Genomic DNA, 25,849 nt, shown 5'->3' with positions numbered 1-25,849 from the left:
ACCGTAAACCAAACGAAGCGAGGGACGACATGCAAACCATCAAAGCCGCCGTATGCCGGGCGTTCGGGGAACCTCTGACCATAGAAGAGGTCCAACTGGCCGCACCCGGCACCGGCGAAGTCGAGGTTACACTGGACGCGGTGGCCATCTGCCATTCGGACATCTCATATGCCGACGGTGCATGGGGCGGGCTCCTGCCCGCTGTCTATGGGCATGAGGCAGCCGGGGTGGTCAGTGCAGTTGGAGAAGCCGCAGGGGATTTCAAACTAGGCGATCCAGTGGTCGTGACACTGATCCGGGCCTGCGGCTCCTGCCCTTCATGTGCAGGTGGCAAACCTACGATTTGCGAAACCCCCTATGACACTGTCAAAGGTCCTTTGCGTACAGGTGACGGAGGACCTTTGGAACAGGCGATGGCCTGCGGTGCCTTCGCCGAGAAAGTCGTCGTCAGCCACCGGCAGATCGTTCGGATTCCGGAAAGCCTGCCCAAAGACCTCGCAAGCCTGTTGTCCTGTGGCGTGATCACAGGGGTCGGCGCAGCGGTGAACGCCGCAGGTTTGCGCCCTGGTCAGGATGTAGTGGTGATCGGCGCGGGCGGCGTAGGCCTTAACGCCATCCAAGGCGCTCGGATTGCCGGCGCGCGCCGTATCGTTGCGGTCGACATGACCGAAGAGAAGCTTGAGATCGCCAAGGAATTCGGTGCCACCCACGGCGTGCTCGCCAGCCTGAAAGAACCATGGAAAGCAGCATACAAAGCGCTGGGTGGCCGCGGTGCAGATGCGGTTTTGATCACCGTCGGCGCGATCCCCGCCTATGATCAGGCCCCACGGTATCTGGGTTTGGGCGGCAAAGCCGTGATGATCGGCATGCCCCATTCCGGGGACGAAGCTAGCTATGAACCGGTGATCCTCGCCGCGTTGGGACAAGGTCTGGTGGGGTCAAAGATGGGCGACGTGGTTATTCAGCGCGACATCCCCTGGATGATCGACCTCTATGAACAGGGGCGGCTGAAGCTGGACGAACTGGTCTCGGGCCGCTGGTCTCTGGATCAGATCAATGAGGCGATTGCCGATACAAAAACCGGATCCGCCAAGCGCAATGTGATCCTGTTCGACAGGTAGGCCGATGCTGCGTTTCCTGACCGATCTCTTCAAACCCGAGGCGGCGAAACCTGCGCCGTCCACCTCGGAGACATCGATGAATTTCGATCTGGCAGAGGTACCGCCTTTCCTGACAGGCCTCGCCAACAACCCCCGGTTTGGGCTGCCCGACGCACTAGTCGCCCAGATCGCGGACAACTTGTCGGATTTGCCCGTGGACCAAAGCAGCCGCTGGCAGATTGAGGGCAGTTTCGACGGCAAACCAGCGCTGATCGAAATTCAGGCCTTCATGGACGAGGTCGACGCCCCTGACTTGGCGTTCTTTGGCAGCGCCGAGGTGGTGGCCGAGATTGATCGCGAACTCATTGCGTTTGACCAAGCACGAGAGGGCTAGGATGAAACTGCAAGACCTCGATATTATCGTCACAGCCCCGCCAGCCCCAGGATGGGGCGGACGCTATTGGATTTTGGTCAAGCTGACCACGGATACCGGCATCACCGGCTGGGGCGAGTGCTATGCCTCGTCCATCGGACCCGACGCTATGCGCCACGTGATCCGGGATGTGTTCGACCGCCACATGCAGGGCGAGAATCCGGAAAACATCGAGTTGATGTTCCGCCGCGCCTATTCCTCGGGCTTTACACAGCGCCCGGACCTGACCGTGATGGGGGCCTTTTCGGGGCTCGAGATCGCATGCTGGGACATTCTGGGCAAAGACCGCGACCGACCGGTCTATGCGCTGTTGGGCGGCAAGATGAATGACCGTATTCGCGCCTATACCTACCTCTACCCCCTGCCCCAGCACAACCTGACCGACTTCTGGACATCGCCCGAACAGGCAGCTGAGGCCGCGGCGGATGCGGTCCGTCGCGGCTATACCGCCGTCAAGTTCGACCCCGCCGGGCCCTATACGATGCGGGGCGGACACATGCCTGCGATGTCCGATATCTCAATGTCCGTTGCGTTTTGCAAAGCGATCCGCGAGGCGGTGGGCGACAAGGCTGATTTGCTGTTTGGCACCCATGGCCAGTTCAACACCGCAGGCGCTATCCGCTTGGGTCAGGCGCTGGAACCATACTCTCCGCTTTGGTTCGAAGAACCCACTCCGCCCGACAATATCGAGGACATGGCCCGCGTCGCCCGCAACGTCCGCATACCTGTCGCGACCGGAGAACGCATGACCACCAAAGCCGAATTTGGCGCGGTTCTGCGCGCAGGCGCGGCGGAGATTTTGCAACCGGCTTTGGGGCGTGCAGGCGGTATTTGGGAAATGAAGAAAGTCGCTGCGATGGCCGAAGTGTTCAACGCGCAAATGGCCCCGCATCTTTATGCCGGGCCGGTGGAGTGGGCTGCGAATATCCATCTGGCGGCCTCTATCCCGAACCTGTTGCTACTGGAAACCATTGAAACGCCATTCCATGACCAGTTGATCAAGGGCTCAATCCGGGTTGAGGACGGGTTCGTGCCCCCTCCAACCACCGCCGGACTTGGGATTGAAGTGGACGAAAATCTGGCTCGCGCGCATCCCTACAAAGGCGACGGGCTTCACCTTCAGATGCAGGAAGAACCGTGCGACTATGCCAATGGTAACGCCTTTCAGGGTGGGGCTCCCGTATCTGAGGGGTGACATTATAACGTTTCTTAGGGCATAGTGTCAGAAGACTTAGTTGAAGAACGGTTGACCGGTGACACTGAAAGACAGCACCACTCAAGCCCCGGCATCGGACGGATTGGCGGAAATGAAAGACAACGCCGCCCGTGCCGCCGCGTTTCTGAAAACGCTGGCGCATGAGGGCCGCCTGATGATCCTGTGCCACCTCGAAGACGGCGAGAAATCGGTGGGCGAACTGGAGGCGCTTTTGCAAATCCGGCAAGCCGCCGTTAGCCAGATGCTGGCCCGCCTGCGTGAGGACGGTTTGGTCTCAACCCGACGCGCTGGGAAAACGGTGTTTTATTCGCTTGAGGATGGCAACACGAAACAGGTGATCGAGTTGCTCTATCAACTGTTCTGCAAGCCGAAAGACTGACAGAGAAGCGTTCCGGGGTTAACCCGGAACGGCGCTAGTTCGAGACATATCCCGCAACCACCTGCAGCAGCTTGAACGCCGTCGCCGCGTCGTTTTCGACCACGGCCAGGAATTCCTCTTCCCCGATGCGCAAGCAGGACAGGTCGGTTTCGGCCACCATGCTCAACGCGCGGGGCTCTTTGCGGATCAAGCCCAGCTCCCCAACCAATGCCCCGGGGCCGACGCGTAGGATCAGCTCATCCGGCGTGCCTGATTTGGGCAGGTATAGGCCCGCCTCGCCTTCAAGAACAACGTAGGCACCATCCGTCGGTTGGTCATCCTTAAGGAAGATCACCTGCCCGGCAGAGGCATCAAACCACCGCGCACCAAAAGCCAGCAGGCGCAACTGTCGCCGATCAAGGCCGGAAAACAGCGGCGTCTGCTCTAGGGCGCGCAGCTTGCGGGCCAAGTCGGCCGAGGCGGCACTATCCTCTTCCACGTCCCCCGGTCCTTCATCTGTGACAACCCGACCTTGCCGTATCTCGACATACATGTCGAAGACATCGGGGTTTTGGAATTGATCGTTCAGATAGATGACCGTGGTCTCAGGCAACAGCGCGCGCAGGTTTTTGTAGACCGCGACCTGCGTCTGCATGTCATAGCTGGCCAGCGCGTTTTCCAAAATCAGAATGTCCGGCTTCTTGATCGTCGCACGGGTGAACGCCAGGGGTTCGGCAAAGACTGCGGGCAGGTTCTGACCGCCCAGCGCGACCGGCACGTCATAGATCAGCTCGACTACCAACGGACGCGCGCCGTGTTCGGCCAGAACATCAACGATCAGCTTGCGCACCTCGTCCGAGCGCGCGCCGCCGATCTCGCTGACCTTGCCGAACAGCGCGTTCTCCATCACGGTCAGGCCGGGCGCGACGGCCTCAGGGTCCAGCGGCACGAAGACGTCCATCAACGGCCGCATCAGCTTTTCCGAGTGGCTGTGGCGCAGCTCCAGAATACGATCCTTTAACTCATCCGAAAAGGCCGGGCCGATCTGTTCAGCCGAGACGACCAGAGGCACCGCCAGCAATGTTGCCAGTTGTTCGTCGTCCAACCCCTCAGCGCCTTCCTTGCGGGTGCGCTCGACCAGTTCGACGGCTGTTTCATAGGTCTGCGCCTCAAGTCCCAACTTGCGAAACAGCGGGTGATCTGTTCCATCCAGGCCAAAGATCTGGCGCAGCATGTCGATCACATCACGGGTCAGCGCGATAAGAGTCTCGTCCAACCCCAGTTCGCGCAACTGACCCAGAAAGACTCTCTGCTGTGCCAACAGCGCTTGCGTGACCGGTACACGGGGCGTGGCAAAAAGAAGGTTCTCGGCCACGGGCAAGGCCGGGTTATAGATGGACTTGTCGAAGATCAGCGCCTGCTGCTCAAGCCCTGCCTTCTTCACCGCCTGCTGCACCAACGGTCGCAGCTTGACCAGTTTCTGCGCCAGTTCCGGATGCAGTGCAGCGTCGAAAACCTGCTCGGCCCCGCGCTGGAACAAGGCCGCGCCTGACCCCATTCCATCAATCAGTTGCAGCCACCAATCTCGCAGGGCATCCGCCGATTCCAGCCCAGCGAGAGACGGGTCCAGCCACTCAGCCCTGAAAGGGTCGGCGCTGTTGCCCGCCCGCAAGGTTTCGGCAAATCCGGGATCGTCGCCCCCCTCCGACAGGGGCTTGTAGCGCATCGGCATCATCACATTATCGCCCAGCGTTCCCTGAAACATCACCGGCCGCGATGACGCATAGCCGATCCGCGCGGCGACGACGCCCTGATGCAGTTCGGCCAGATTCTGCTCGCCAATGCGGACACGCCCAGCGCTCGGCAGGATTTCACGGGTCAGCAGCTCGGCAATGGCGCGGCGGTCTTCTTCGCTAGGCGCGGCGATGCCGATTGTCTTTCCATGCGGGAAGGTCAGGTTAAGATCGTCCAGGATCTGGTTTCCGTCCATGTCGCGCACCGACACCCGATCCAGTGCGATGTCGCCATCAAGATGCGGGCGGGTCTTTGGCTCACCCTCAAACAACGCTTCATCCTGCATTCCGGCCGGCGCGAACCGTTCGATCACCACATCCCAACGCAACGACATGTCCTGCGTCTGGTTGTAGTAGGTCAGCAGTTCCTTCCACGGAGAGCTGAGATCCTTATACGCCGCCAACGCCGCCACCAGCGCGCCCAACGAGACCGAGCCTTGGAGGACCAGCAGACCGCCCACCAGATAAAACATGAACGGCGTCAGCTGTGAAATGAAGTTGTTTATGAACTTCATAAAGAACTTCTTCTGGTAGATCTCGAACCGGATCCCGAAGAGCCGCCCCAATTGATCCGAGATCATGGCCCTGCGATACCGCCAGCCCCCATTTGCGCGCAGGGTCGAGGCCCCAGCCGCGTTCTCGCCAATCTGAGCGGCAAGGATACGCACCTCCTGAATGCGCTTTTTGTTGAGAAGGTTGATCTGGCGCTGCAGCTTGGGAATCAACCAGGCCTGCACAGGGATCAGCGCCACCGCAGCCAGACCGAACCAAACGCTTTGCAGGAACAGAAACGACAAGATGGTGATCATCTGCCCGGCTTGCAGAACCGGCTGGCTGATCGCATCCCCCATCAACCCGCCCATCGGTTCGCTTTCGGCAGTTATCATCGAGACCATCTCACCCTGGCTTACCCGCTCGAAATAGGGCTGAGGAAAGCGAAGGGCGCGGCTGATCAACTGATAGCGAAAGCGGCGCAACATACGCTCGCTCAGGACACCTTTCATTGTGTTGATGCGCATTTTCATCAGGCCGTGGGCCAGCACCGCCGCCAGAAAGGCAAAGCAGAGAATGATCAGGAAATTCGTCTGCTGCAGGCTGTAGCCCCAAACCTGAACCACGCTGCTCGAGGCACCAATCGCGTCATTGATAATGCGCTTGGGCAGCTCAAGCGTGAGATAGAGCAGCGGAAACAACGTCGAGGTCACGGCCAGCAGGATCAACTGGTCGCGCTTGGAGTATTTCCAGATGAAGCGGAAAATCGTGCGTTCTATGGAACCTGTCCCTGCTTTTGATCAATGATCCGGTTTCGAAACGATGCACGGAAAATTAACAGTCTGAATTTACAGTAATCTTGCTTTGCTAGGCAAATAGTTTCCGACAAAGTGCCAATCTTTGCGCATGTGTGAACTAGTTCATTTGCCTACACGCATTTTAGCGCCTAGAGTTCCCTTTAGGACGATATCGGGAGGATACGTTTGCCCGAAAGCTATGGTGCCGTGTTGCTGTTGCTCTGCTTGTTGCAGATCAAACATATGTTCGCGGACTTCTATCTACAGACGCCCAAGATGCTGACCGGGCGTGGCGAGTATTTTCATTTGGGACGCGCGCAACATGCAGGGGTGCATGTTGTGGGCTCGGCCCTTATTTTTTTGCTGTTTGGAGCACCGATCAGCTTTATCCTGATCATCTCGGCCCTAGAATGGATCATCCACTTCAATATTGATTTCGCCAAGGCCAGCTATTCTGACAAGAAAAAGCTACAGCCCAATCAAGCCGCATTCTGGCGGGCAACTGGTCTGGACCAGCTGATGCACAGCCTGACCTATATTGCCATGGTTTGGGCTTGGATCACTTTCGCCGTCTGAGGTCTTAAGCAACGCGGTCCATTTGCGCGATTTGGTAGGCGGATATCCAAAGACGGTCCACTGCATCCAATTCGTCCGGATCGAAATGCTGCTCGGATTCCCAATACCTCCCTGATGGCACATAGTAGCCGAGGCGAACTTCGGCCTCCAATGCGTCATGCGCGCCAACGGTCGACGGCATCGGTGCGTCTTCCATCCGTGACGCGCGAAGCGATGGATAGAGCAGCCTGCTTTCACCCTCGGTCAAGCGCACCATGCGACAGCCCTGCGCGGCGGCAAACACGCCCAATCTGGCCGACTTCGCCTCAAGCGACCGCAACGAGATGTCGGCACGCAGCGGATCAGCGGTTCCGTTGCCATAGAAATGCGTCTTCCCAGATCCGGGGTAAACCATATCGCAACCAAAATAGGCAATCATAGAAGGTTTGAGGGCTGATAGCGCCCAATAGCCCGCGGTAAACGCCATGGTGCCGCCCGCATAGACAAAACCGCCATAAGCGTTTTGCCGAGGCACATAGTCTTCGGCTGTCACGATCCTTTGGTCTTTCGTCAGAGTTCTGGGTCGGTTTTCCGGCGGAAAATCCTCAGGGTGGATCAGGATGTCCCAATCCGGACGAATGCGCCATGCGTTGTTGATGGCCACGATATGCGTGAACGGCGTCCGATCCCAATCCCGGGCAGCCACCGCTGACGGCGCACTGCCAAGGATCAGAACTTTGTTTGGCGTCTGAGGCATCACGTATCCGCTCCTTTTCGCATTTACGTTATGTTAGGGCCAATTGTCGGGCTGACTACCCCAGGACCGAAAAACTGCTTTCTTCGTTGATCGGGCGGTTGCGCGAATAGAATCCCACATCAATCACGCGCTTGATGTAAGGCAGTTCGAACTGCAGCGGTTCAGCATCGTGGTCAGCACCGCCCTCGCAATAGTCGATCAGAGCCGTCATCATCTTGCCCGCAATCGGAGCGTTTTTGTATTGGTTTCCGCTAGTGCCACAGGCCATGTAGAACCCCGGTAGGCTGGATTTATCGTAGATCGGAATCCAATCGGTCGACGCATCATAGAGGTCAACCACGCCCCGCGTTTTGGACGGAATACCAAGGCTCGGTACCCGCTGCGCATAGCGCATCGCCTGCGTCGTCCACTGGTCGGTGAAATCGCGGTTATATGTCTTGTCATCCTCGCACCATTGATGCGGATCGCATTCGGGATCCTCGGACCCCACGAGGATATGGTTGCCATGCTCGGGGCGGCAGTAGCAGGCGATGTCACTATCCGAGACAATGGTTCCGTTGTTTTCGAAATCGAACCCCTCAGGCGCGGGAACGTGGACCACTTCCTGCCGCAGAGGACGGGTTTCGATGGTCATGTCGTCCAGAACGCCAGCCATGCCGTTGATAATGGCCGATCCAGGCCCGGCCACGTTTACCACGACCTTGGCGCGAATTTCTTCGCCCGTAGCCAGTTTGACACCAGCCACGCGCCCATCCTCTAGCAGGATTTCAACAACCTCAGCCCCGGTGCGCAGCTCAGCCCCGTTCTGAATTGCCGCATCCATCAGGTTCTGCGCCGAAAGCGCCGGATCGGTTACATAGCCTGCCTGAGGCCAGAACACACCGCCCTGCATTTTGCGCCCATTCGGTTGTCCGAACTCCGGGTCGTCCATCCGGCGCGCGGGGGCGAAGCTTTCCAGAGAATAGACCGGCAAGCGTTCCGTGACCGTCGTGGGCGACCATTCCTCGAACGGGCAGTCCAGATCCGCACTGTTTTGCATATGCTTTTCCAGCATCCCGTTGGCGTCTGTTTTCATCACCAGACACCCAGTCTCGCGGAACTGCGCCAGATTGGCATCTGCGGGCAGGCCCAGATACGCGGCCCAATCGCGCCAATAATGGTAGCCCTCCCACGCGAAAGCCGTGCCGTCAAACGTCGAATAGTGCATGCGGATGATCGCGCAGGACCCCGCGGTCGAGCCATGGCCAACCTGCGTATTGCGGTCCAGCGAAAGGGTTTTCCATCCGGACTTGGACATCTCGAACGCGATGGCCGCGCCAATGACGCCTGTCCCGATTATGATTGCATCTGGTTGGCTCATTCTGTCTTTCCTTCCCAATAGCGCTTGGAATAAGCGCGAAATTCTTCAATTTCCTCGGCCCGAGGCTGAACCCCTGTGAAAGCATGCAGGTAGTGAGGCACAAGCGCTAGACGCGTTTCCATTGGCTCATTCAGCTGCGCCAAATCATACCCGATTTGCATGTAGTAAAGGACGCGCGCCCGGGTTTCGGCCTCAATGTCCGAATAGCCAAACCGCGCAAACATCGCGTGCAGTGCTTTGAGGCGTCGTGCATCGGACTGATCCAGCGCATTGCGCACTTTGCCCGATTTGCGGGCCCAGTCCCGGATGGCAAAGTCCAGTGCCGTGTCGAACAAATCCGTGTTCACCACGCATCGCTGCACGTTGCAGACCGCGCTGGTAATTGTATCGGCCGGGGCCTCGGACTGCGCGATCAACGCCGCCGTATTGGTCGCCTGCCACCGCGCCAGCAAAGCATCAAGAAGTTCCTGCCGCGATTTGAAGTACCAATAGAAAGACGAGCGGGACACGGCCATGCGCTCGGCCAGGTTCATGACCTTAATCTGATCCACCCCGTCCGAGATCAGCACGTCCATCGCCACATTCAGCCAGTCATCTCGCGTGACTTTGATGTTGCCGACCAGAGGCTCTGCCTTGGGGTCATCGCGGTGCAGGATCGGTTTGGTGCTCATTCAACTCTCCGGCGGCGCGCCGCCTTCGGCAGTTCGCTTCGCGATGAAATCGTGCAAGGCCCCGAGCCGATCGCTATCGCCTGCGGGCGGTTTGAAATCATTCAGGATGCCTTTCCAGACACCCGTTGCACGCTGATTGGCATCGACAGATCCACGCTCGGTCCAGGTGCCGAAATTGGCGTAGTCGTGAACATGAGGCTGGTAGAATTCGGTATTGTAGCGATCCATCGTCTGGGACGAGGCAAAGAAATGCCCGCTGGGGTCAACCTCACTCAGCGCGGTGTCAAAGCCGATCTCGGCCTGTCCGGCCTGCGCGCCAGCACAGAGCTCAGCCACCATGTTCAGCACTTCGGCATCACAGATCATCTTCTCAAACGACACGGACAGCCCGCCTTCGAGCCAGCCTGCCGAGTGGATGATCACCGTCGCCCCGGCCATCAAACAGCCCCAGAGGCCAAATTGGTTTTCATTCGCGGCCTGTACATCGTTGATGTTCGAGGCCGACCCGGCCGCCGACCGCCAGGGCAGGCCTAGGAACCGTGCCAGTTGGCCTGCCGCCAAAGACGCCTGAAAATGCGATGGCGTCCCAAAGGCCGGAGCGCCGGATTTCATGTCGACGTTGCTGGTGAAGGTTCCATAGCAGACCGGCGCGCCCGGGTTGGTCAATTGCGTCAGTGTCACGGCCGCCAGAGCCTCGGCATGGGAAAGCGTGATGGCCCCCGCGACCGTGATCGGGGCCATCGCCCCCATCAGGGTGAACGGCGTGACGATCGACATCTGACCATGTCGCGCAAAATCGATCAGCCCTTGCGCCATCGGGATATCCAGCGTGCGCGGGCTGTTGGTGTTGATGATCGTATAGCAATGCGCGTTGCCCCGGAATTCATCATCCGAAAGCCCTCGCGCGATAGACAGCATCTCAAAACTGTCCAACACCTGTGGGGTGCCGCGCGAGAAGAAGAAGGGGAACTTATCCGTCAACTCCATCTGCGCCTGCGTTGTGAAATAGTGGCGAAGATGGGTCGGCACATCCTGCGGCTCGACCTGAGGCGAAATCATCTGGAAGACGTCGAAGTGATGCGTCAGCTTCAGGAATTCAATGTAATCCTGACCCGACGCCGGTCGCCTGCCCCGTTCCAGATCGGTTGCGTTCGGGGCACCTGCACCCGGTTGAAACACTAGCGAACCCAGTTCGAGGGTAAAATCGCGGTCCCGCGCCCCGGCGCGACACACGATGGATTTGGGGGCCGAGGCCACGGCGGCCTCAACCAGATCGCGCCCGATAAAGACCATCTGAGTGTCTTCGTCCACACGCGCACCAGCCTTGGCAAAGATGCGGCGGGCTTCAGGCAGCAGAACTCTCACCCCAAGTTCCTGCAATACACGCAGCGCCGTTTCGTGCATGTCCGCGATCTGATCTTCGGGGAACACCTCCATTTGCGGGAAAGGGTTGCGCAGCTGGCGGTAGTTTACATCGCGCGAGGGCGGTGGGGCAGCGTCTGCACCCCGCCCGCGCCGTCGCCGACCACGCTCGGATGTCTGCGAGATCACCATCAGCCCCTCATCGCCTTGCCCTGCGGATCGTAAGGAGATGGCGCAACCACGCGCGCAGGCCGTTCCACACCAACCACATGCACGGTCAACTCCGTCCCGGGTTCGGCCTTGTCGCGATTGATCAATGCCATCGCCAGGGACTTGCCCGTGTAGTGGCCGTAGCCGCCCGAGGTGACAAAACCCACGCGCTCGCCATTGGACCAGATCGGCTCATACCCGCTGGCGTCGGCATCCACGGCATCGACCTCAAGCGTCACCTGAATCTGAGCCGGGCCATTGCCGTCACGTTCGGCCAAGGCGGCCTGTTTACCGACGAAATCCTTTTCCCAGTCGATCCAGCGATCCATTCCGGTCATGCCCGGCGTGTAGGCTTGGGTAAACTCGGCGGACCAGATGCCGAAACTCTTCTCCAACCGGGTTGAGAGCATGGCATTGAACCCGCATTCGCGGATGCCTTCGTCAGCACCTGCCTCCAACAGCATCCGGCGCAGCTTGATGTGATCGCCATAGCGACAGTTGATCTCATAGCCCTTTTCGCCGGTTACAGACATGCGGGCGACGCGGGCGCGGACCAGACCGATATCGAAATCCCCGCAGCCCATGAATTTCAGGCCCGAGATATCCTGTTCCGCCAGCTTCTCAATCACGGCTTGCGATTTCGGGCCGACCACAGCACAGCCGCAATATTCCTCGCCCAGATCACGGACAGTCACACCCTCCATCATGTGTTCGTTGAACCAGCGCAAATGCCACGCGCGTAGATAGTAACTGCCCATGATCCACCATGTTCCGTCACCCCAGTTCAACACAGTCAGGTCGCCTTTGAGCCGCCCGGTCTCACCCAGCATCGGCGCCAGCTTGGCGCGCCCCGGCCCCGGCAGTTTCGAGGCCATGACCTTGTCCAGCCAGGCCTGCGCATTCGGGCCCGTCACCTTGAACCGCGAGAAGCCCGAGATATCCAGCAGGCCCGCACCTTCGCGGATCGCCTTGCATTCCTCTGCCACGATGTCATGGGCGTTCGACCGCTTGAGTGTCGGCGTTTCCTCGAACCCTTTGGGCGCGAAATAGAGCGGCACCTCCAGATCCCAGCTGACGCCCCACTTGCACCCGGCCTCTGTCATCGCATCATGGGCCGGGGCCATTTTCAGCGGACGGCCTGCCGGCAGTTGCTCATTCGGGTAGGTCATCACGAAACGGCGCGAGTAGAACTGACCGGTCGTTTCGCGGATGTAGCGTTTGTTCTGCGCGAAATCGCCATAGCGGGCGACGTCCATTGGCCACGCGTCGGCCTCTGGCTCGCCGTGGATCATCCACTCGGCCAGAGTTTTGCCAACGCCGCCGCCCTGCAGGAACCCGGCCATCACGGCGCAGGCCGACCAGTAGCCACGCTTGCCCGGAACCGGGCCGACCAGAGGATTCCCGTCGGGCGAGAAGGTAAACGCGCCATTGACCCATGTCTTGATGCCGACATTCTGGATCGAGGGATAGCGCTCAAAGCCCAGCGTCAGCTCGTTCTCGATGCGGTCGAGCTGTTCCTGAAACAGTTCCTCACCATAGTTCCAAGGCGCACCGTCCATGGCCCAGTGTTCATGGTCGACCTCATAGATGCCAACCAGAACGCCCTTCTGGTCCTGCCGCATATAGGTGAAGCCTTCGAGGTCGACAGTCATCGGCATCTCGAACTCGGCTTCGGCAACCTCGGGGACCGTGTCGGTGATCAGGTAATGGTGTTTAAGCGGAGAGACCGGCAGCTCCACTCCGGCCATCCGGCCCACCTGCTTGGCCCAAAGGCCCGCTGCGTTCACCACATGCTCGCAGGTGATCGTGCCCTTGTCGGTCACGACCTGCCAGCCATCGGCGGTCTGCGTCAGGCTTTCGACCTTGGTTTCCTCATAGTACTCCGCACCACGCTTTTTTGCAGCCGTCGCGTAGGCCTGCACCGTGCCGGTCGTGTCAATATAACCCTCGCGATCCGCCCACATCGCGCCCAACACACCATCGGTGGACATAATCGGACAGCGTTTCTGTGCCTCGTCCGGGGTCAGAAGCTCGCAATCATCGATTCCGATGGATTGGAAGATGCGGTAGTTTGCCTGCAGCCATTCCCAGCGTTCCGGGGTGCCAGCCAGCGTCAAACCGCCAGTCATGTGCAGGCCGATATTTTGCCCGGATTCCTTTTCGATCTCACTGAGCAGGTCAATGGTATAGGCCTGCAAGGACGCCATATTCGGATCCGCGTTTAAGGCGTGAATACCGCCCGCCGCGTGCCAGGATGACCCAGAGGCCAGCCTACGCCGCTCCAACATGACGACGTCCGACCAGCCGAACTTGGCCAGATGATACAGGACCGAGGCCCCAACGACCCCGCCCCCGATGACCACAACGCGATACTGAGATTTCATCCTGCCCTCCGCTGCACGACTCGGGTGAAACGCTAGAGGCACTGTTCACTTCTGTCTAGACATTTCTGTACAGTGTCGAGCGCAAGCTTGTTTCGGCCAATTCAGGTGCCTGTTAAAGGCTGGCGCTGGGCCGGGATTTGATCGTGTCGAACCAGGCTTGAGTCGCGGTACTTGCTTCCGGGATACGCATTTTGATCACTCGGGCGAAATCGACAAAGACGAACCCGGTGATATCGGCGAAGGAAAAATCCTGGCCCGCTAAAAACGGACTGTCTTGCAAATGGTCCTCGAGCAAATCGAAAAACGCCGCCACCCTGTCGCGACCCCGTTGCGCAAGCTCGGGGATCTGCGGATAGTTCTCTGGTCCCGGAATAGGACGATCCTTGAAAGCAGGATGGCCGTTGCGCAGAGCCTCGGCAATGGGCATGCCGCCTTGCTGCTCAGCGATTGCGTTCCACATCAGAACACGGCCCTTTTCATCCGGCGTCTTGCCCATCAATGGGGGTTCCGGGCTCTGCGCCTCAAGATACGCAGCAATCCCAAGGTTCTCGGTCAGAACCGTGCCTTCATCGGTCACCAGCACAGGGATCGTGGCCCGAGGGTTAACTGCGCGAAAAGCATCGCTCAACTGCTCTCCCTCCGCGATCGAGATTTGCCGGGTTTCGATCTCCAAGCCTTTTTCGGCAATGAACATACGCGCGCGGCGCGGATTCGGAGCAGTGGCGCAGTCGTAAAAGATCATCCGTTTTCCCTCTGTCGTGTTTAGCTCAAAGCCTTGGCGACCGCCCGCGCGATCACCCGTTCTTCGTCGGTTGGGATCACGAGCACGGGTATACCGCCATCTGAAATCACCGTCGCGTTTTGGACGTTGACCTCGGCGTCCAGATGGATGTTGAGAAATCCCATCCCATCCAGCACGCTCTGGCGAATAGGCGCAGCGTTCTCACCAATGCCGCCGCAGAACACCACCGCATCAACACCTCCAAGAATAGCCGCCATCGCACCCAGTTCCCGCCTGATCCGGAAGACATAATAGTCTATCGCCTCACGCGCGTGGGGATCATCGCTTTCAAGCAATGTGCGCATATCGTGGCTGATCCCGCTAAGGCCTAGCAGGCCACTTTTCTTGTAGAGGATATGCGTGATCGCCTCGGCAGAGTGACCTTGCTCCATCAGATAGAGCAACACGCCGGGATCAAGCTGACCGCAACGGGTCCCCATAGGCAGCCCATCAAGCGCGGAAAAACCCATGGTTGAGCCGATACTCTTTCCGTTGGCCACAGCGCACATCGAGGCCCCGTTGCCCAGATGCGCGATAACCACCCGGCCTGCTGCCAGATCCGGGAAATCCTCAGCCATCTTGCCGGTAATGTAGTCGTAGGACAGGCCGTGGAACCCATAGCGCCGAACGCCTTTCTCATAAAAGCGGCGCGGAATGGCAAAGGCATCGTTTACAAACGGATGGCCGACGTGAAAGGAGGTGTCAAAACACCCAATCTGTTGCGCACCCGGGAAAGCCGTTCGTGCAGCGCGGACGGCCGCCAGATTGTGGGGCTGATGCAACGGGGCCAGTGACGAGAGCGTTTCAAGTTGGGCCAGCACGTGATCATCCAGAACCGTTGGCCCTTCGAAGGTTTGTCCGCCGTGGACAATGCGGTGGCCTACACCGACGATTAGATCCGATTGAAGCAAAGGCTCGATGTTCTGCAAGATCGCCGCGACCCCGGCCACGTGGTCAGCAGGCCCGATCTCACGTGTCTCATGAAACCCGTCGCCGTTGATTTGCAATTGGGCGACCGGCCCCAGATTGTCCACCTGCCCGTGCCACAGCAATTCGGGTTCAGCGTCGGCGCGGTAAACTCCGAATTTGATGGTCGAACTTCCCGCGTTCAGCGTCAGGATGGCCTGCATTATGTTCCTCCGGTTTGCTTAGCCTTTTCGTGGACCCGGACGCGCCTAAGGCGTCACCGCCGGTAGATAAAACAGCGGCCCTCGACCGCGCCCTCGGGCAAGGGCAATTCAGTCAGCGCATTGAAATACATTCGATCACTGGAAACCATCAGGCCACCCGGCGCCAGAAGCGGTTCAATCAAAGGCGAAACAAACCGCGCGAAGGCGTCGTTCTTTTCGCGGTTGTGCCCACCCAGATCCGCATGAATCAGGCTGGCCGTCGCGCCGAACCGGTCCACCGAGGCTGGCAGAGTGTCCCGCACATCGCCCAAAATCACCCGACCCTCGGGCGGGGTAGAGTCGGGATGTGAAGCCACCGCGCGTTCAAACACGAAAACCGGGCGATTCTGAATGTACTGGATCATGTGGTGGTAGGTTCGACCGTTACCCAGGCCCAGTTCGAACACCGGCCCGGACATGCCTTTTGTCTGCGCGATTGCAAAATCAAGGCAGGCGCGCTGCGACACCATGCGGTCAATAAACAGATCCAGTCGGCTTTGGTTTTCGGACACAGGGGATTCTCTCTTTGATACTCATCGCCAGCTTAAATGGTGCTGGTCACGAACTTGATGGCAAAAACTCAACTGTTTGTGTAGTTGTAGAGGCGAAAGTTTCACATTCCCGCGACATTTCAGCCTAAGAACGGGTTTGACGAGTCGGGTGAAACCGCGCGACAGTAAGTCAAAAAACGGGGAGAATAAAAAGCCGATGCTCATCTACGGCCAAACGGGTGGAAAACCCGAATGACTGCGTTGTTGTCTGTCAGAGATCTCAGCATCGGTTTCGGCACGGCGGATTCAGTTGTGCGAGACGTGAATTTCGACGTGGAGGCCGGACAGACACTAGCATTGGTGGGTGAGTCGGGTTCGGGCAAAACAATCTCCTGCCGGGCCGTGTTGCGCATCCTGCCCCGCGTGGCGCAGATTCGCAGCGGCTCGATTATTCTGAATGATTCCAAGGGCCAGGCCGACCTGACGCAAATCAACGAGCGGGAGATGCGCAGCATTCGCGGCAACCGCGTCTCGATGATCTTTCAGGAGCCGATGCGATCTTTGTCGCCACTGCACAAGATCGGCAATCAGGTCAGCGAGGTCCTCTGGCTGCATCGCGGCGCGTCCGAGGCGCAAGCCCGTAAGGAAGTCCTGACCCAGTTTGAACGCGTGGGCTTTCCAGACCCTCAGCGGGCTTATGACTCTTATCCGTTCGAGCTGTCGGGAGGTATGCGCCAGCGCGCTATGATCGCCATGGCGATGGTCTCCAAGCCAGAGCTGCTGATTGCAGACGAGCCTACTACTGCGCTGGATGTGACAACGCAGGCTCAGGTTTTGGGCCTGATCAAGGAACTTCAGCGCGAAACCGGGATGGCGCTGATCCTTGTCACGCACGATCTGGGCGTAGTTGCGAATATGGCCGAGCAGGTCGTCGTCATGCACAAAGGTCGCGTGATGGAGGCAGGCCCCGCCGCCCCCATCCTGACCGCGCCGGCGCATCCCTATACTAAGCAGTTGTTCGATGCGGCCCCAGCCATTCCGGATCAGGACGCCGTAGGCATTCCGATGCCGGACGAGGACCTGATCCTGCATATGAAAGGGGTCTCCAAGACCTATACGATGCGCTCCAGCAAGGGCTGGCAGGCAGACAAACAGATCCATGCCTGTCGCAGCGTCGACCTGAAACTTGCACGTGGCAAGACACTGGCGATTGTCGGCGAAAGCGGCTCTGGCAAGACCACCGCCGCCCGGATTGCCCTTGGCGCCGAACTGCCCGATCCTGGCGGAGAGGTTCTGTTCTGCACCGCCCAAGGCGAAGACCCCATCCCGGTCCACCATATGACCCGCGCCCAACGCACCGCGTTTCAACGCAAGGCGCAGATGGTGTTTCAGGATCCCTACAGCTCACTCAGTCCACGGATGCGTATTCAGGATGCAATGACCGAGCCGCTGGAAATACACCGTATCGGTTCCGTCTCGGAACAACGCGACAAAGCGGCCGAGATGCTGCAACGCGTGGGGCTGAACTCGGATATGCTGAAGCGCTATCCGCATGCGTTTTCCGGTGGGCAGAGACAGCGCCTGTCCATCGCCCGCGCCATGATGCTGGACCCGCAGTTGATCGTCTGTGACGAGCCGACCTCGGCGCTGGATGTGTCGGTTCAGGAACAAATCCTGACACTCTTGGAAAACCTGCAGGACAGCCTGAACCTGTCCTATTTCTTCATCTCTCACGACCTTGCGGTCGTGGCCCGTATCGCTGACGAAGTTGCCGTTATGCGTCGGGGGCTGATTGTCGAACAAGCCCCGCCCGAAACACTCTTCTACAATCCGCGCCATCCTTACACAAAGGCGTTGATTGCCGCTCAACCAGAACCCGACATTAACCGCCCGATTGACCTGCAAATGGTCTCTCTGGGTGCCGGCGCGCCGGACAGTTGGGATGAGGCCTTTCGTTTCTCGGACACCGTGATACCTTCGCTGGTGGAATTGGAACCGGGCCATAAGGTACGTTGCCATGTTTAAGACCACTCGCCCTCTGATCCTGGCCGCCACTCTGGCCTTTGGCTGGACGCTGCCTGCACTGGCCGATGTGCCGGTTCCGCAAGAGAGCAGCTTTTGGTCGGCTGAGGTGAATGCGGGCGATCTGCCCCCGGTTTCGGAACGCCTACCCAAAGACCCTCTGGTGGTGGATCTGGCCGCGAAGGGGCGTGAATTCGGCACCCCCGGCGGCACAATGCGGACCATGGTAACCCGGTCCAAGGATATCCGGCAGATGGTCGTCTACGGTTACGCCCGGTTGGTTGGTTTTGACGGTGATTACAATATCGTACCCGACATTTTGGCTTCGTTCGACAATGACGGGAACCGCAAGTTCACTCTGCACTTGCGCGAAGGGCACAAATGGTCGGATGGCTCGCCGTTTACGTCGGAAGATTTCCGGTATTGGTGGGAAGATGTCGCCAATAACGAATTGCTCAGCCCCTCCGGACCACCTGATTTTCTGATCGTCGAGGGCAAGGCCCCGACCGTCTCTTTCCCGGATGAGACGACAGTGATCTACGAATGGGGTGATCCGAACCCAGATTTCCTGCAAACGCTGGCACAGGCCCGCCCGCCCTTCATTTACCGCCCGTCGGCTTTTCTGAAACAATATCACGAAAACTATGTTGATCCTGAGGATCTGGCCGCGCAGGTCGATGATGCCCGCGTCAAAAGCTGGGCGGCCCTGCACAACAAGCTGGACAACCTCTACAAGTTCGACAACCATAAGCTGCCCACGCTTCAGCCCTGGCTGAATGCAAGCTCGGGCAAGAAAATCCGCCACAACTTCGTCCGCAATCCGTACTACCACCGTATCGACTCCAAAGGGGTGCAACTGCCCTATATCGACGTGGTCGAGATGGAGATTGTGGCACCGGGACTGGTGGCCGCAAAGACCAATGCGGGTGAGACCGACCTGCAGGGGCGTGGTCTGGCGTTCCGAGATGCCTCGATCCTGAAAAAGGGTGAGGCGGTTGGCAACTATAAGACATTGCTTTGGAAAACCGGAGTGGCCTCGCAAATCGCGATCTATCCGAACCTGAACTACGCGGATGAGGTTTGGCGGGACGTAATGCGAGACGTGCGCGTGCGCCGCGCCCTGTCTTTGGGGATTGATCGCAAGACGATCAACCAGGCGCTCTATTTCAAACTGGCAAAACCGGGCGCGATGGCGGTTCTGCCGGCCTCCCCCTTCTACAGCGAAGAAAACGCCCAGGCCTGGGCCCAGTATGATCCCGATCTGGCGAACGCACTGCTGGACGAGGCTGGGCTGAACGAGCGCGACAAGAACGGCATTAGGCTGCTGCCCGACGGGCGCCCGATGGAGTTAATCATCGAAACCGCTGGTGAGCGGCAGGAGGTCGAAAACGCCCTGCAGATCGTCACCGACACATGGCGCGAGATTGGCGTCGATCTGGTTATGCGCCCGCTGGATCGCGATATCCTGCGCAACCGGGTTTTTGCAGGCAACACGATGGCTTCGGTCTGGTTCGGCTGGGATGACGGGCTGCCCCAAATCCACACCTCGCCTGCCTATCTTGCCCCGACGGATCAGGTGTTTCTCGCCTGGCCAAAATGGGGACAGTACTATCAGACCGGCGGCGAAGTGGGTGAGGCCCCCGACATGCCCGAGGCTGAGCGCTTGATGACTTTGGTCCATGACTGGGAGACCGCCACAACGGATGAGCAGCGCGCTGCCGTCTGGACCGAGATGTTGGAAATCCACGCTGACCAGCTATACGCGATCGGCATTTTGAATGGCGCACCGCAGCCCATTGTCGTCTCGAACCGTTTGCGCAATGTCCCCGAGCAGGCCATGTGGGCGTGGGAACCCGGCGCGCATTTCGGCGTCCATCGCCCGGATGAGTTCTTTTTGGTCGACTGAGCAGGAGCAGCTAAATGATCATGCTGCGGTATGCGGTCTATCGCTTCTTCACGATGCTGCTGACACTGTTGGTGGTCTCGGTTCTGATATTTGTCATCATCAACCTGCCGCCCGGCGACTATCTGAGCAATCAGATCGCCGAGCTTCAGGCCTCAGGCCAGTCCGCCGGCGTTGCCAAGGCCGAATTTCTGCGGGCCGAGTACGCCTTGGATCGTCCCATGTGGGAGCAATACCTGATCTGGATGGGCTTCTGGCCCGGCCCCCACGGCTTCGAAGGTCTGCTGCAAGGCAATTACGGCTGGTCTTTTGAGTTCGACCGCCCCGTCTCAGACATCGTGGGCGATACGCTTTGGCTGACGGTTGTGGTCAATCTTGCCGCGATCCTGTTCGTCTACGCTGTCGCCCTGCCCTTGGGTGTGATCGCCGCCGCGCGGTCGCGCACGTGGATCGACTATACCTCGGCCTTTGTCGGCTATTTGGGTCTGGCCACGCCGAACTTTTTGCTGGCACTGATCCTGTTCTACTACGGACATCAGTATTTCAACCTGCCCATCGGCGGCTTGATGGACCCCAAATTCGAAGGCGAACCGATGAGTTGGGACAAGTTGAAATCCATCCTTGTCCACCTGATCGTGCCGACCTTCGTCATCGGCACCTCGGGCGCGTCGGCCATGATGCAGCGTCTGCGCGCGAACATGCTGGACGAGCTGGGCAAGCCCTATGTTGAGACAGCCGTTGCCAAGGGCATGGCCCCATCGCGGATGCTGACCAAATATCCGTTGCGTGTGGCCTTCAACCCGTTCGTCGCCGACATCGGGAACCTGTTGCCCTCAATGGTGTCCGGCTCGGTTCTGGTATCGGTCGTGTTGGGCCTGCAAACCATTGGCCCGACCCTGCTGACAGCGCTGAAGACGCAAGACCAGTTCCTGTCGGCGTTCATCCTGATGTTCGTGGCCCTGCTGACCCTGATCGGCACCATGATCTCGGACATCCTGCTGGTCATACTCGACCCGCGCATTCGGTATGAGGGGCGAGACGCATGACCCAACGCCCCGATGATCGCTATGTTGATGACGCTCCGTTCGACCCGCAGGCCTCGGTCCAGCAACTCGAGCGCGCCGATCTGGACGCCCCGAACTGGGTTCTGGTCTGGCGCAAATTCCGCACGCACAAGTTGGGCCTGATTTCGGGCGTCTTTCTGCTGCTGTGCTACCTGATGCTGCCCTTTGCAGGCTTCATCGCCCCCTATGGCCCCAATGACCGGAACGGAGAGCACCTCTACGCCCCGCCCCAGTCGATCAACTGGTTCCACGAGGGCGAGTTCATCGGGCCCTATGTCTACCCCATCACAGCTGAAGCGGATCTTGAGACCTTCCAGTGGAAGTTCATTCCAGACACCGAGGATCCTCGTCCGATCAAGTTCTTCTGTGAAGGGTCGGAGTATCGCTTGGCAGGGTTCATCCCTTCTGACAGGCATCTGTTCTGTGCCCCTGATGGCGCGACGCTGTTCCTATGGGGCTCGGACCGGCTGGGCCGCGATATCTTCAGCCGCATCCTTTATGGCGCGCAGCTATCGCTGACCGTGGGTCTGATCGGCATTTCAGTGTCGTTCTTCCTTGGTATCCTCTTCGGCTCGATGGCCGGGTATTTCGGAGGGCGCATCGACTGGACAATTAACCGTGTGATCGAAGTCCTGCGATCCCTACCCGAACTGCCGCTCTGGCTCGCCTTGTCCGCCGCGGTGCCCTCGAATTGGAGCCCCGTCGCGGTTTTCTTCATCATCTCGATCATCCTCGGCATTCTCGACTGGCCCGGCCTCGCCCGTTCCGTCCGCGCCAAATTCCTATCCCTGAGAGAGGAAGAATACGTCCGCGCGGCTGAGATGATGGGCGCAAGCTCAGGGCGGGTGATCCGAAAGCACCTGCTACCGAACTTCATGTCACACCTGATCGCGTCGGCCACCCTGTCGATTCCCGCGATGATCCTGGGTGAAACCGCGCTGTCCTTCCTCGGCCTCGGCCTACGTGCGCCTGCGGTGAGTTGGGGCGTGATGCTGAACGACGCGCAGAACCTCGCCTCGATCGAGATCTACCCGTGGACGGCCATTCCGATGCTGCCCATCATCGTCGTCGTTCTGGCCTTCAACTTCCTCGGCGACGGGTTGCGCGACAGTCTGGACCCATATCAGCAATGAGCCTGCTGTCCTCTCTTCCGTCGGCCGACAGCTATCGCACCACCGGCGAGGGAACCTTGCCCAGCGCCTTTGCTGTCTCCGAACTGGCGACCGCCAGTTTCGCCGCGGTCGGTCGGGAGATGGCCAGATACATGGCCGCCGCAAACCTGTCACCAACCGCGCCAGAGGTCACGGTGGATCACCGCCTCGCTTCGCTCTGGTATCGCTATTCCTTCAAACCCGATGGCTGGGAGATGCCCAGCCTTTGGGACGCCATCGCAGGCGACTATCGCGCGTCTGACGGCTGGATCAGGCTGCACACCAACTTGCCCCACCACCGCGCTGCCGCCCTAAGGGTATTGGGTACCGAAGCAGACCGCGACGCGGTCTCACAGGCCCTGCGTAGCTGGGCTATCGCTGACCTGGAAAGCGCTGTTGTAGCCGAGGGCGGCGTCGCAGCCGCCATGCGCAGCCGCGCCGAATGGTTGGAACACCCCCAAGGCCGCGCCGTTAGCCGTGATCCACTGATCAGTTGGCAGAACCCACGTCGGATCACTCTGCGAGATCGCCAGGCTGCAACAGCCGACCGCCCGCTTGCCGGCTTGCGCGTCCTAGACCTGACCCGCGTTCTGGCGGGTCCCGTCTCAACCCGCACATTGGCCGGATTCGGCGCGGTTGTGCTGCGCGTCGACCCTCCGGGCTGGGATGAGCCGGGCGTTATTCCCGACATCTCGCTGGGCAAACGCTGCGCCTATCTGGACCTGAAGTCGACCGAGGGCCTGACCCACCTGCAAGACCTGTTGTCACAAGCAGATGTATTCATCCACGGGTACCGCCCCGGCGCGCTTGACGCCCTGGGGCTTGGCAAAGCAAAGCGTGACGAACTGGCCCCCAACCGGGTCGAGGTCACTCTGGACGCCTATGGCTGGCAGGGCCCCTGGGCCACACGCAGAGGGTTCGACAGCCTGGTTCAGATGAGCGCAGGTATTGCCTATGCCGGGATGGAATGGGCAAATGCCGACAAACCCACCCCGCTGCCAGTTCAGGCTCTGGACCATGCGACCGGATACCTGATAGCGGCCGCAGTCCTTTCTGCACTCGCCGAGGCAGCCTCGGGAAATTCAATCATGCACGCCCATCTATCTTTGGCGCGCACCGCCGAGTTGCTAGCCATTCTTGGCAAAACCGATACAGGGCAAGACGCGATCACGGCCAACCAATCCGACTATGGCGAAGAAACCGAACAGTCCGGATGGGGCCCTGGCCACCGGCTAAAACCCGCACTGACCATTGGTCAGACGGTGATGAGGTGGGACCTGCCCGCCCCACAACTGGGCACATCCGAGCCAACCTGGCCCTGACGCGCCAACCGCCGCGCGGCACGCGCGGCCCGGCCCAAAGGGGCGGGAGAACCGTCTAGCGGTCGTCGCCGCCCGGCCCGATATCGTCCAGGTAATCCTCATCAATCGCGGCCTGCACCGCGCCAGTCACCGCCTCGCGCTGTTTCGGGGTCAGGTCTTCGGCCTCTTTGCCATCAGCCAGACGAACGGTTACCTCACGATGCGCAAACTTGATGCCTTCGCGGGCGAACAGTTCTCGGATATCCTGATACACCTTCTTGCGCACCAGCCACTGATCGCCCGGCTTGGTCATGAATTTGACCCGGATGATCATCGCCGAATCCTGCATCTCGATCACGCCCTGAGACTTCAGGGGCTGGATGAAGTTGTCTCCGATAACCGGATCGCTCAGCAACTCCTGACCCAGTTTCTTGATCAGTTTCCGCACCTTCTCAACATCCGTGTCATAAGTCACGCGCAGAGGCAGCTTCATGATCACCCAGTCACGCGAATAGTTGGTCAGAACCTTGATCTCCCCAAAGGGGATAGTGTTCAGCGCCCCCAGATGGTGGCGCAGTTGGAACGAGCGGACCGAGATTTTCTCGACCGTTCCCTTCACATCCCCAATGTCGATATATTCCCCTTTGCGGAACGCATCATCCAACAGAAAGAACGCGCCCGAAAAGATATCGCGCACCAAGGTTTGCGACCCGAACCCGACGGCCAAACCCACCACACCAGCACCAGCGAACAGGGGGCTGACGTTGATGCCCAGCTCCATCAAAACAATCAGCACAATCGTCACGACAACGACTGCCAGAATCGCCCCGCGGAACAAGGGCAGCAAGGTGGCCAAGCGGCTCTGACCGCCTTCGCCGCCTTCATCGCCCAACTCGGCCTCGGAGCCGTCATCGGATTCCTCGGCGATTTTGCTGTCGATCCAGATGCGGAAAAAATTGAACAGGATGTAACCGATGAACAGGATCACCATCACGTCCAGCGCGCGCCCGATCGGCAGATCCTCGCTCCAGCTGGCGTCAGGGTTCCAGATCACCACCAGCGCGTAGCTGCCCACGACAAAGGCCAGAATGCCAGCCACCCGGCGGGCTAGGTCCTCATAGGTCAGAATGGCGTGCTTGCGTTGTACCGCCTCGGGCGAGGGTGCCTCTGCCTCAATCTCTGCCTCGGCGTTGATCTGTTCGATCTTGCGGTTGCGATCGAAATAGCGCTCCAGCAGGTAGTTCATCGCGCCATAGGCCACGACAACCGACATGAAGATCGCATAGCTGCTGGCAACAATCGGGACCGAGTTTTCATTCTCAAGCACCAGATCCACGGCCAGCTTCGACCAGCTGAACACAATGTACAGGATCAACACCGGAGCCCAAGCAAATGAGATGAAGCGCAGAATCCACGAAACTTGAGACGGTGCCCGCCCGCCCCGGATCGCGTTTGAAATGGCCCCGGCATTGAACAGGATCATCAGAATATTCAAGAAGGCCCCAAACAGGGTCAGGCACCCATAGACCAAAGCGTAGACGTTGTAGTTCAGACCGAAATCCGCCACCCAGGTCGAAAATAGAACGACCGAAACGTCATAGGTCGCCACCGCCGATGCCCAAATATACAGCCGCTTGGCGTGGCGGTCGGAAAAGGGCGGCAGGCGATACTGGCTCAGGTAAGGTGACAGCACCATTCGCCACAGGTCCGAGATCGTGCGCGACAGGAAAAAGGCCGTGAAGATCGCGGTCACGGTAAACTGGATCGAGATATCTTCGGCCTCGCCAAAGAAAAGATAGCCCACGATCAATGCCATCAACATGGCAAAGATCGTGCCGCCGATTCCCATCACGAAGCGGTACACGAGAAACGGCATCTTCTCGCGATAGCCCTGCGGGTTCTCCTTGATCCGCGCCACGACCCAGCGCTTGGCGATCCGTTTGCCATAGATCTCGGTTGAGAGCCACCGCCCCAATAGTAGGAAGAGGATGTTCCAGCCCAGAACCTCGACATAAGTCTGGATACGACCATCCGGGCTGGTCTGACGCAGGATATACTCCACTTCGAACACCGAATAGGGCAGTGCCTCAAGGCGTGATTGGACCGATTCACGGAACTTGGTGAATCGCGCCTGTGTCCGCATCAGTTGCGAGGCCTCCGCCATGGGGTCAGCCACAGCCGATTCCGCTTCGGGCTGCTCACCCGCGGTGGAGACCAGATTGCCCGAACTATCGATGACGATGACACTGGCACCAGCCTCGGTGGCGGTGCGGATCGCGTCGGCGAGATCACTGTCGTTGGTTGCAGTCTCTTCTGTCGCGGAGCCTGAACTATAGCCCGGTATCAGCGAGGTCTGCGCCGCCACACTGGCTGGAAACGCCAACAACAGAGCCCAAAATGCCAAAAGCGTCGCGGCCAGAAAGTTCGGTTTCATAGGGTCTTGCATCCAATTTCTTCACTGGCGCACACCGTACAGAAC

20 protein-coding genes are annotated in these 25,849 nt (G+C 59.3%); 10 read left to right on the top strand and 10 right to left on the bottom strand.

All coding sequences use genetic code 11. The annotated features are described in order from the left end of the window. Positions 1-29 precede the first annotated feature (29 nt). The 4 genes from ACR0KL_RS17270 (at position 30) to ACR0KL_RS17255 (ending at position 3,128) form a co-directional block, all read left to right on the top strand. Positions 30-1,121, top strand: coding sequence for a Zn-dependent alcohol dehydrogenase (locus tag ACR0KL_RS17270; RefSeq protein ID WP_480777315.1), 1,092 nt, complete (start codon positions 30-32; stop codon positions 1,119-1,121). A gap of 4 nt (positions 1,122-1,125) precedes the next feature. After that, positions 1,126-1,494 carry a hypothetical protein gene (locus ACR0KL_RS17265; RefSeq protein ID WP_170676801.1) on the top strand — a complete coding sequence of 123 codons (369 nt, stop codon included), beginning with the start codon at positions 1,126-1,128 and terminating at the stop codon, positions 1,492-1,494. A gap of 1 nt (position 1,495) precedes the next feature. Next, positions 1,496-2,728: a mandelate racemase/muconate lactonizing enzyme family protein gene (locus ACR0KL_RS17260; RefSeq protein WP_170676799.1), complete on the top strand. Its 1,233-nt coding sequence runs from the start codon at positions 1,496-1,498 to the stop codon at positions 2,726-2,728. A gap of 112 nt (positions 2,729-2,840) precedes the next feature. Further along, the gene (locus ACR0KL_RS17255; protein ID WP_170677277.1) at positions 2,841-3,128 is read left to right on the top strand and encodes a metalloregulator ArsR/SmtB family transcription factor; all 288 of its coding nucleotides are present in this window, start codon (positions 2,841-2,843) and stop codon (positions 3,126-3,128) included. A gap of 34 nt (positions 3,129-3,162) precedes the next feature. Here the strand turns inward: ACR0KL_RS17255 and ACR0KL_RS17250 are convergent, their stop codons facing one another. Further along, on the bottom strand, positions 3,163-6,159 hold the full coding sequence (locus tag ACR0KL_RS17250) for an ABC transporter transmembrane domain-containing protein (protein WP_480554771.1): 2,997 nt from the start codon (positions 6,157-6,159) through the stop codon (positions 3,163-3,165). A 216-nt stretch (positions 6,160-6,375) separates the two neighbouring features. Here ACR0KL_RS17250 and ACR0KL_RS17245 point away from each other — a divergent pair, with 216 nt between their 5' ends. Further along, on the top strand, positions 6,376-6,765 hold the full coding sequence (locus ACR0KL_RS17245) for a DUF3307 domain-containing protein (protein ID WP_170472196.1): 390 nt from the start codon (positions 6,376-6,378) through the stop codon (positions 6,763-6,765). 4 nt (positions 6,766-6,769) lie between these two features. Here the strand turns inward: ACR0KL_RS17245 and ACR0KL_RS17240 are convergent, their stop codons facing one another. From ACR0KL_RS17240 to ACR0KL_RS17205, 8 genes are all read right to left on the bottom strand, one after another. Then, positions 6,770-7,501, bottom strand: coding sequence for a hypothetical protein (locus tag ACR0KL_RS17240; protein WP_170676795.1), 732 nt, complete (start codon positions 7,499-7,501; stop codon positions 6,770-6,772). Between the two features lie 55 nt (positions 7,502-7,556). Then, positions 7,557-8,861: an NAD(P)/FAD-dependent oxidoreductase gene (locus tag ACR0KL_RS17235; RefSeq protein WP_480777314.1), complete on the bottom strand. Its 1,305-nt coding sequence runs from the start codon at positions 8,859-8,861 to the stop codon at positions 7,557-7,559. Continuing rightward, positions 8,858-9,532 carry a TetR/AcrR family transcriptional regulator gene (locus tag ACR0KL_RS17230; RefSeq protein WP_170676791.1) on the bottom strand — a complete coding sequence of 225 codons (675 nt, stop codon included), beginning with the start codon at positions 9,530-9,532 and terminating at the stop codon, positions 8,858-8,860. The genes ACR0KL_RS17235 and ACR0KL_RS17230 overlap by 4 nt, the downstream gene beginning before the upstream one ends. Beyond that, positions 9,533-11,086, bottom strand: coding sequence for a trimethylamine methyltransferase family protein (locus ACR0KL_RS17225; RefSeq protein WP_170676789.1), 1,554 nt, complete (start codon positions 11,084-11,086; stop codon positions 9,533-9,535). After that, on the bottom strand, positions 11,086-13,488 hold the full coding sequence (locus tag ACR0KL_RS17220; protein WP_170676787.1) for a GcvT family protein: 2,403 nt from the start codon (positions 13,486-13,488) through the stop codon (positions 11,086-11,088). Before ACR0KL_RS17220 ends, ACR0KL_RS17225 begins: the two co-directional genes overlap by 1 nt. A gap of 112 nt (positions 13,489-13,600) precedes the next feature. Then, positions 13,601-14,230, bottom strand: a complete 630-nt coding sequence (locus ACR0KL_RS17215) for a glutathione S-transferase (protein ID WP_170676785.1) — start codon at positions 14,228-14,230, stop codon at positions 13,601-13,603. Positions 14,231-14,250: 20 nt separating this feature from the next. Next, a complete protein-coding gene (locus ACR0KL_RS17210; protein WP_480777313.1) occupies positions 14,251-15,399 on the bottom strand; it encodes an acetate/propionate family kinase in 1,149 nt (382 codons plus the stop codon). 53 nt (positions 15,400-15,452) lie between these two features. Further along, positions 15,453-15,950 (bottom strand): class I SAM-dependent methyltransferase, encoded by a 498-nt coding sequence (locus tag ACR0KL_RS17205; protein ID WP_170676782.1) that lies wholly within the window; start codon positions 15,948-15,950, stop codon positions 15,453-15,455. Positions 15,951-16,181: 231 nt separating this feature from the next. Between ACR0KL_RS17205 and ACR0KL_RS17200 the strand changes: the two genes are divergently transcribed. From ACR0KL_RS17200 to ACR0KL_RS17180, 5 genes are read left to right on the top strand one after another with little or no spacing between them, the layout of a single operon-like run. Continuing rightward, positions 16,182-17,954, top strand: coding sequence for an ABC transporter ATP-binding protein (locus ACR0KL_RS17200; protein ID WP_170676780.1), 1,773 nt, complete (start codon positions 16,182-16,184; stop codon positions 17,952-17,954). Further along, positions 17,947-19,857: an ABC transporter substrate-binding protein gene (locus tag ACR0KL_RS17195; RefSeq protein WP_480777312.1), complete on the top strand. Its 1,911-nt coding sequence runs from the start codon at positions 17,947-17,949 to the stop codon at positions 19,855-19,857. Before ACR0KL_RS17200 ends, ACR0KL_RS17195 begins: the two co-directional genes overlap by 8 nt. Positions 19,858-19,871: 14 nt before the next feature. Then, positions 19,872-20,900, top strand: a complete 1,029-nt coding sequence (locus ACR0KL_RS17190) for an ABC transporter permease (protein WP_170676777.1) — start codon at positions 19,872-19,874, stop codon at positions 20,898-20,900. Further along, positions 20,897-22,051, top strand: coding sequence for an ABC transporter permease (locus tag ACR0KL_RS17185; RefSeq protein ID WP_170676775.1), 1,155 nt, complete (start codon positions 20,897-20,899; stop codon positions 22,049-22,051). Before ACR0KL_RS17190 ends, ACR0KL_RS17185 begins: the two co-directional genes overlap by 4 nt. After that, positions 22,048-23,391, top strand: coding sequence for a CoA transferase (locus ACR0KL_RS17180; protein ID WP_170676773.1), 1,344 nt, complete (start codon positions 22,048-22,050; stop codon positions 23,389-23,391). Before ACR0KL_RS17185 ends, ACR0KL_RS17180 begins: the two co-directional genes overlap by 4 nt. Before the next feature lie 55 nt (positions 23,392-23,446). Here ACR0KL_RS17180 and ACR0KL_RS17175 read toward each other — a convergent pair whose 3' ends face one another. Next, positions 23,447-25,804, bottom strand: a complete 2,358-nt coding sequence (locus tag ACR0KL_RS17175) for a mechanosensitive ion channel family protein (RefSeq protein ID WP_170677275.1) — start codon at positions 25,802-25,804, stop codon at positions 23,447-23,449. Between the last annotated feature and the right edge of the window lie 45 nt (positions 25,805-25,849).

Source organism: Ruegeria sp. C8, assembly GCF_056537565.1.
Note: the sequence above shows the minus strand (reverse complement) of the source record. Positions and strands in the feature narration are given on the sequence as shown.

Bases quoted from the DNA above. Each gene is read 5' to 3' on its own strand.
- ACR0KL_RS17270 (WP_480777315.1), top strand. From the start codon at position 30: ATGCAAACCATCAAAGCCGCCGTATGCCGGGCGTTCGGGGAACCTCTG.
- ACR0KL_RS17265 (WP_170676801.1), top strand. From the start codon at position 1,126: ATGCTGCGTTTCCTGACCGATCTCTTCAAACCCGAGGCGGCGAAACCT.
- ACR0KL_RS17260 (WP_170676799.1), top strand. From the start codon at position 1,496: ATGAAACTGCAAGACCTCGATATTATCGTCACAGCCCCGCCAGCCCCA.
- ACR0KL_RS17255 (WP_170677277.1), top strand. From the start codon at position 2,841: ATGAAAGACAACGCCGCCCGTGCCGCCGCGTTTCTGAAAACGCTGGCG.
- ACR0KL_RS17240 (WP_170676795.1), bottom strand. From the start codon at position 7,501: ATGCCTCAGACGCCAAACAAAGTTCTGATCCTTGGCAGTGCGCCGTCA.
- ACR0KL_RS17235 (WP_480777314.1), bottom strand. From the start codon at position 8,861: ATGAGCCAACCAGATGCAATCATAATCGGGACAGGCGTCATTGGCGCG.
- ACR0KL_RS17230 (WP_170676791.1), bottom strand. From the start codon at position 9,532: ATGAGCACCAAACCGATCCTGCACCGCGATGACCCCAAGGCAGAGCCT.
- ACR0KL_RS17225 (WP_170676789.1), bottom strand. From the start codon at position 11,086: ATGGTGATCTCGCAGACATCCGAGCGTGGTCGGCGACGGCGCGGGCGG.
- ACR0KL_RS17220 (WP_170676787.1), bottom strand. From the start codon at position 13,488: ATGAAATCTCAGTATCGCGTTGTGGTCATCGGGGGCGGGGTCGTTGGG.
- ACR0KL_RS17215 (WP_170676785.1), bottom strand. From the start codon at position 14,230: ATGATCTTTTACGACTGCGCCACTGCTCCGAATCCGCGCCGCGCGCGT.
- ACR0KL_RS17210 (WP_480777313.1), bottom strand. From the start codon at position 15,399: ATGCAGGCCATCCTGACGCTGAACGCGGGAAGTTCGACCATCAAATTC.
- ACR0KL_RS17200 (WP_170676780.1), top strand. From the start codon at position 16,182: ATGACTGCGTTGTTGTCTGTCAGAGATCTCAGCATCGGTTTCGGCACG.
- ACR0KL_RS17195 (WP_480777312.1), top strand. From the start codon at position 17,947: ATGTTTAAGACCACTCGCCCTCTGATCCTGGCCGCCACTCTGGCCTTT.
- ACR0KL_RS17190 (WP_170676777.1), top strand. From the start codon at position 19,872: ATGATCATGCTGCGGTATGCGGTCTATCGCTTCTTCACGATGCTGCTG.
- ACR0KL_RS17185 (WP_170676775.1), top strand. From the start codon at position 20,897: ATGACCCAACGCCCCGATGATCGCTATGTTGATGACGCTCCGTTCGAC.
- ACR0KL_RS17180 (WP_170676773.1), top strand. From the start codon at position 22,048: ATGAGCCTGCTGTCCTCTCTTCCGTCGGCCGACAGCTATCGCACCACC.
- ACR0KL_RS17175 (WP_170677275.1), bottom strand. From the start codon at position 25,804: ATGAAACCGAACTTTCTGGCCGCGACGCTTTTGGCATTTTGGGCTCTG.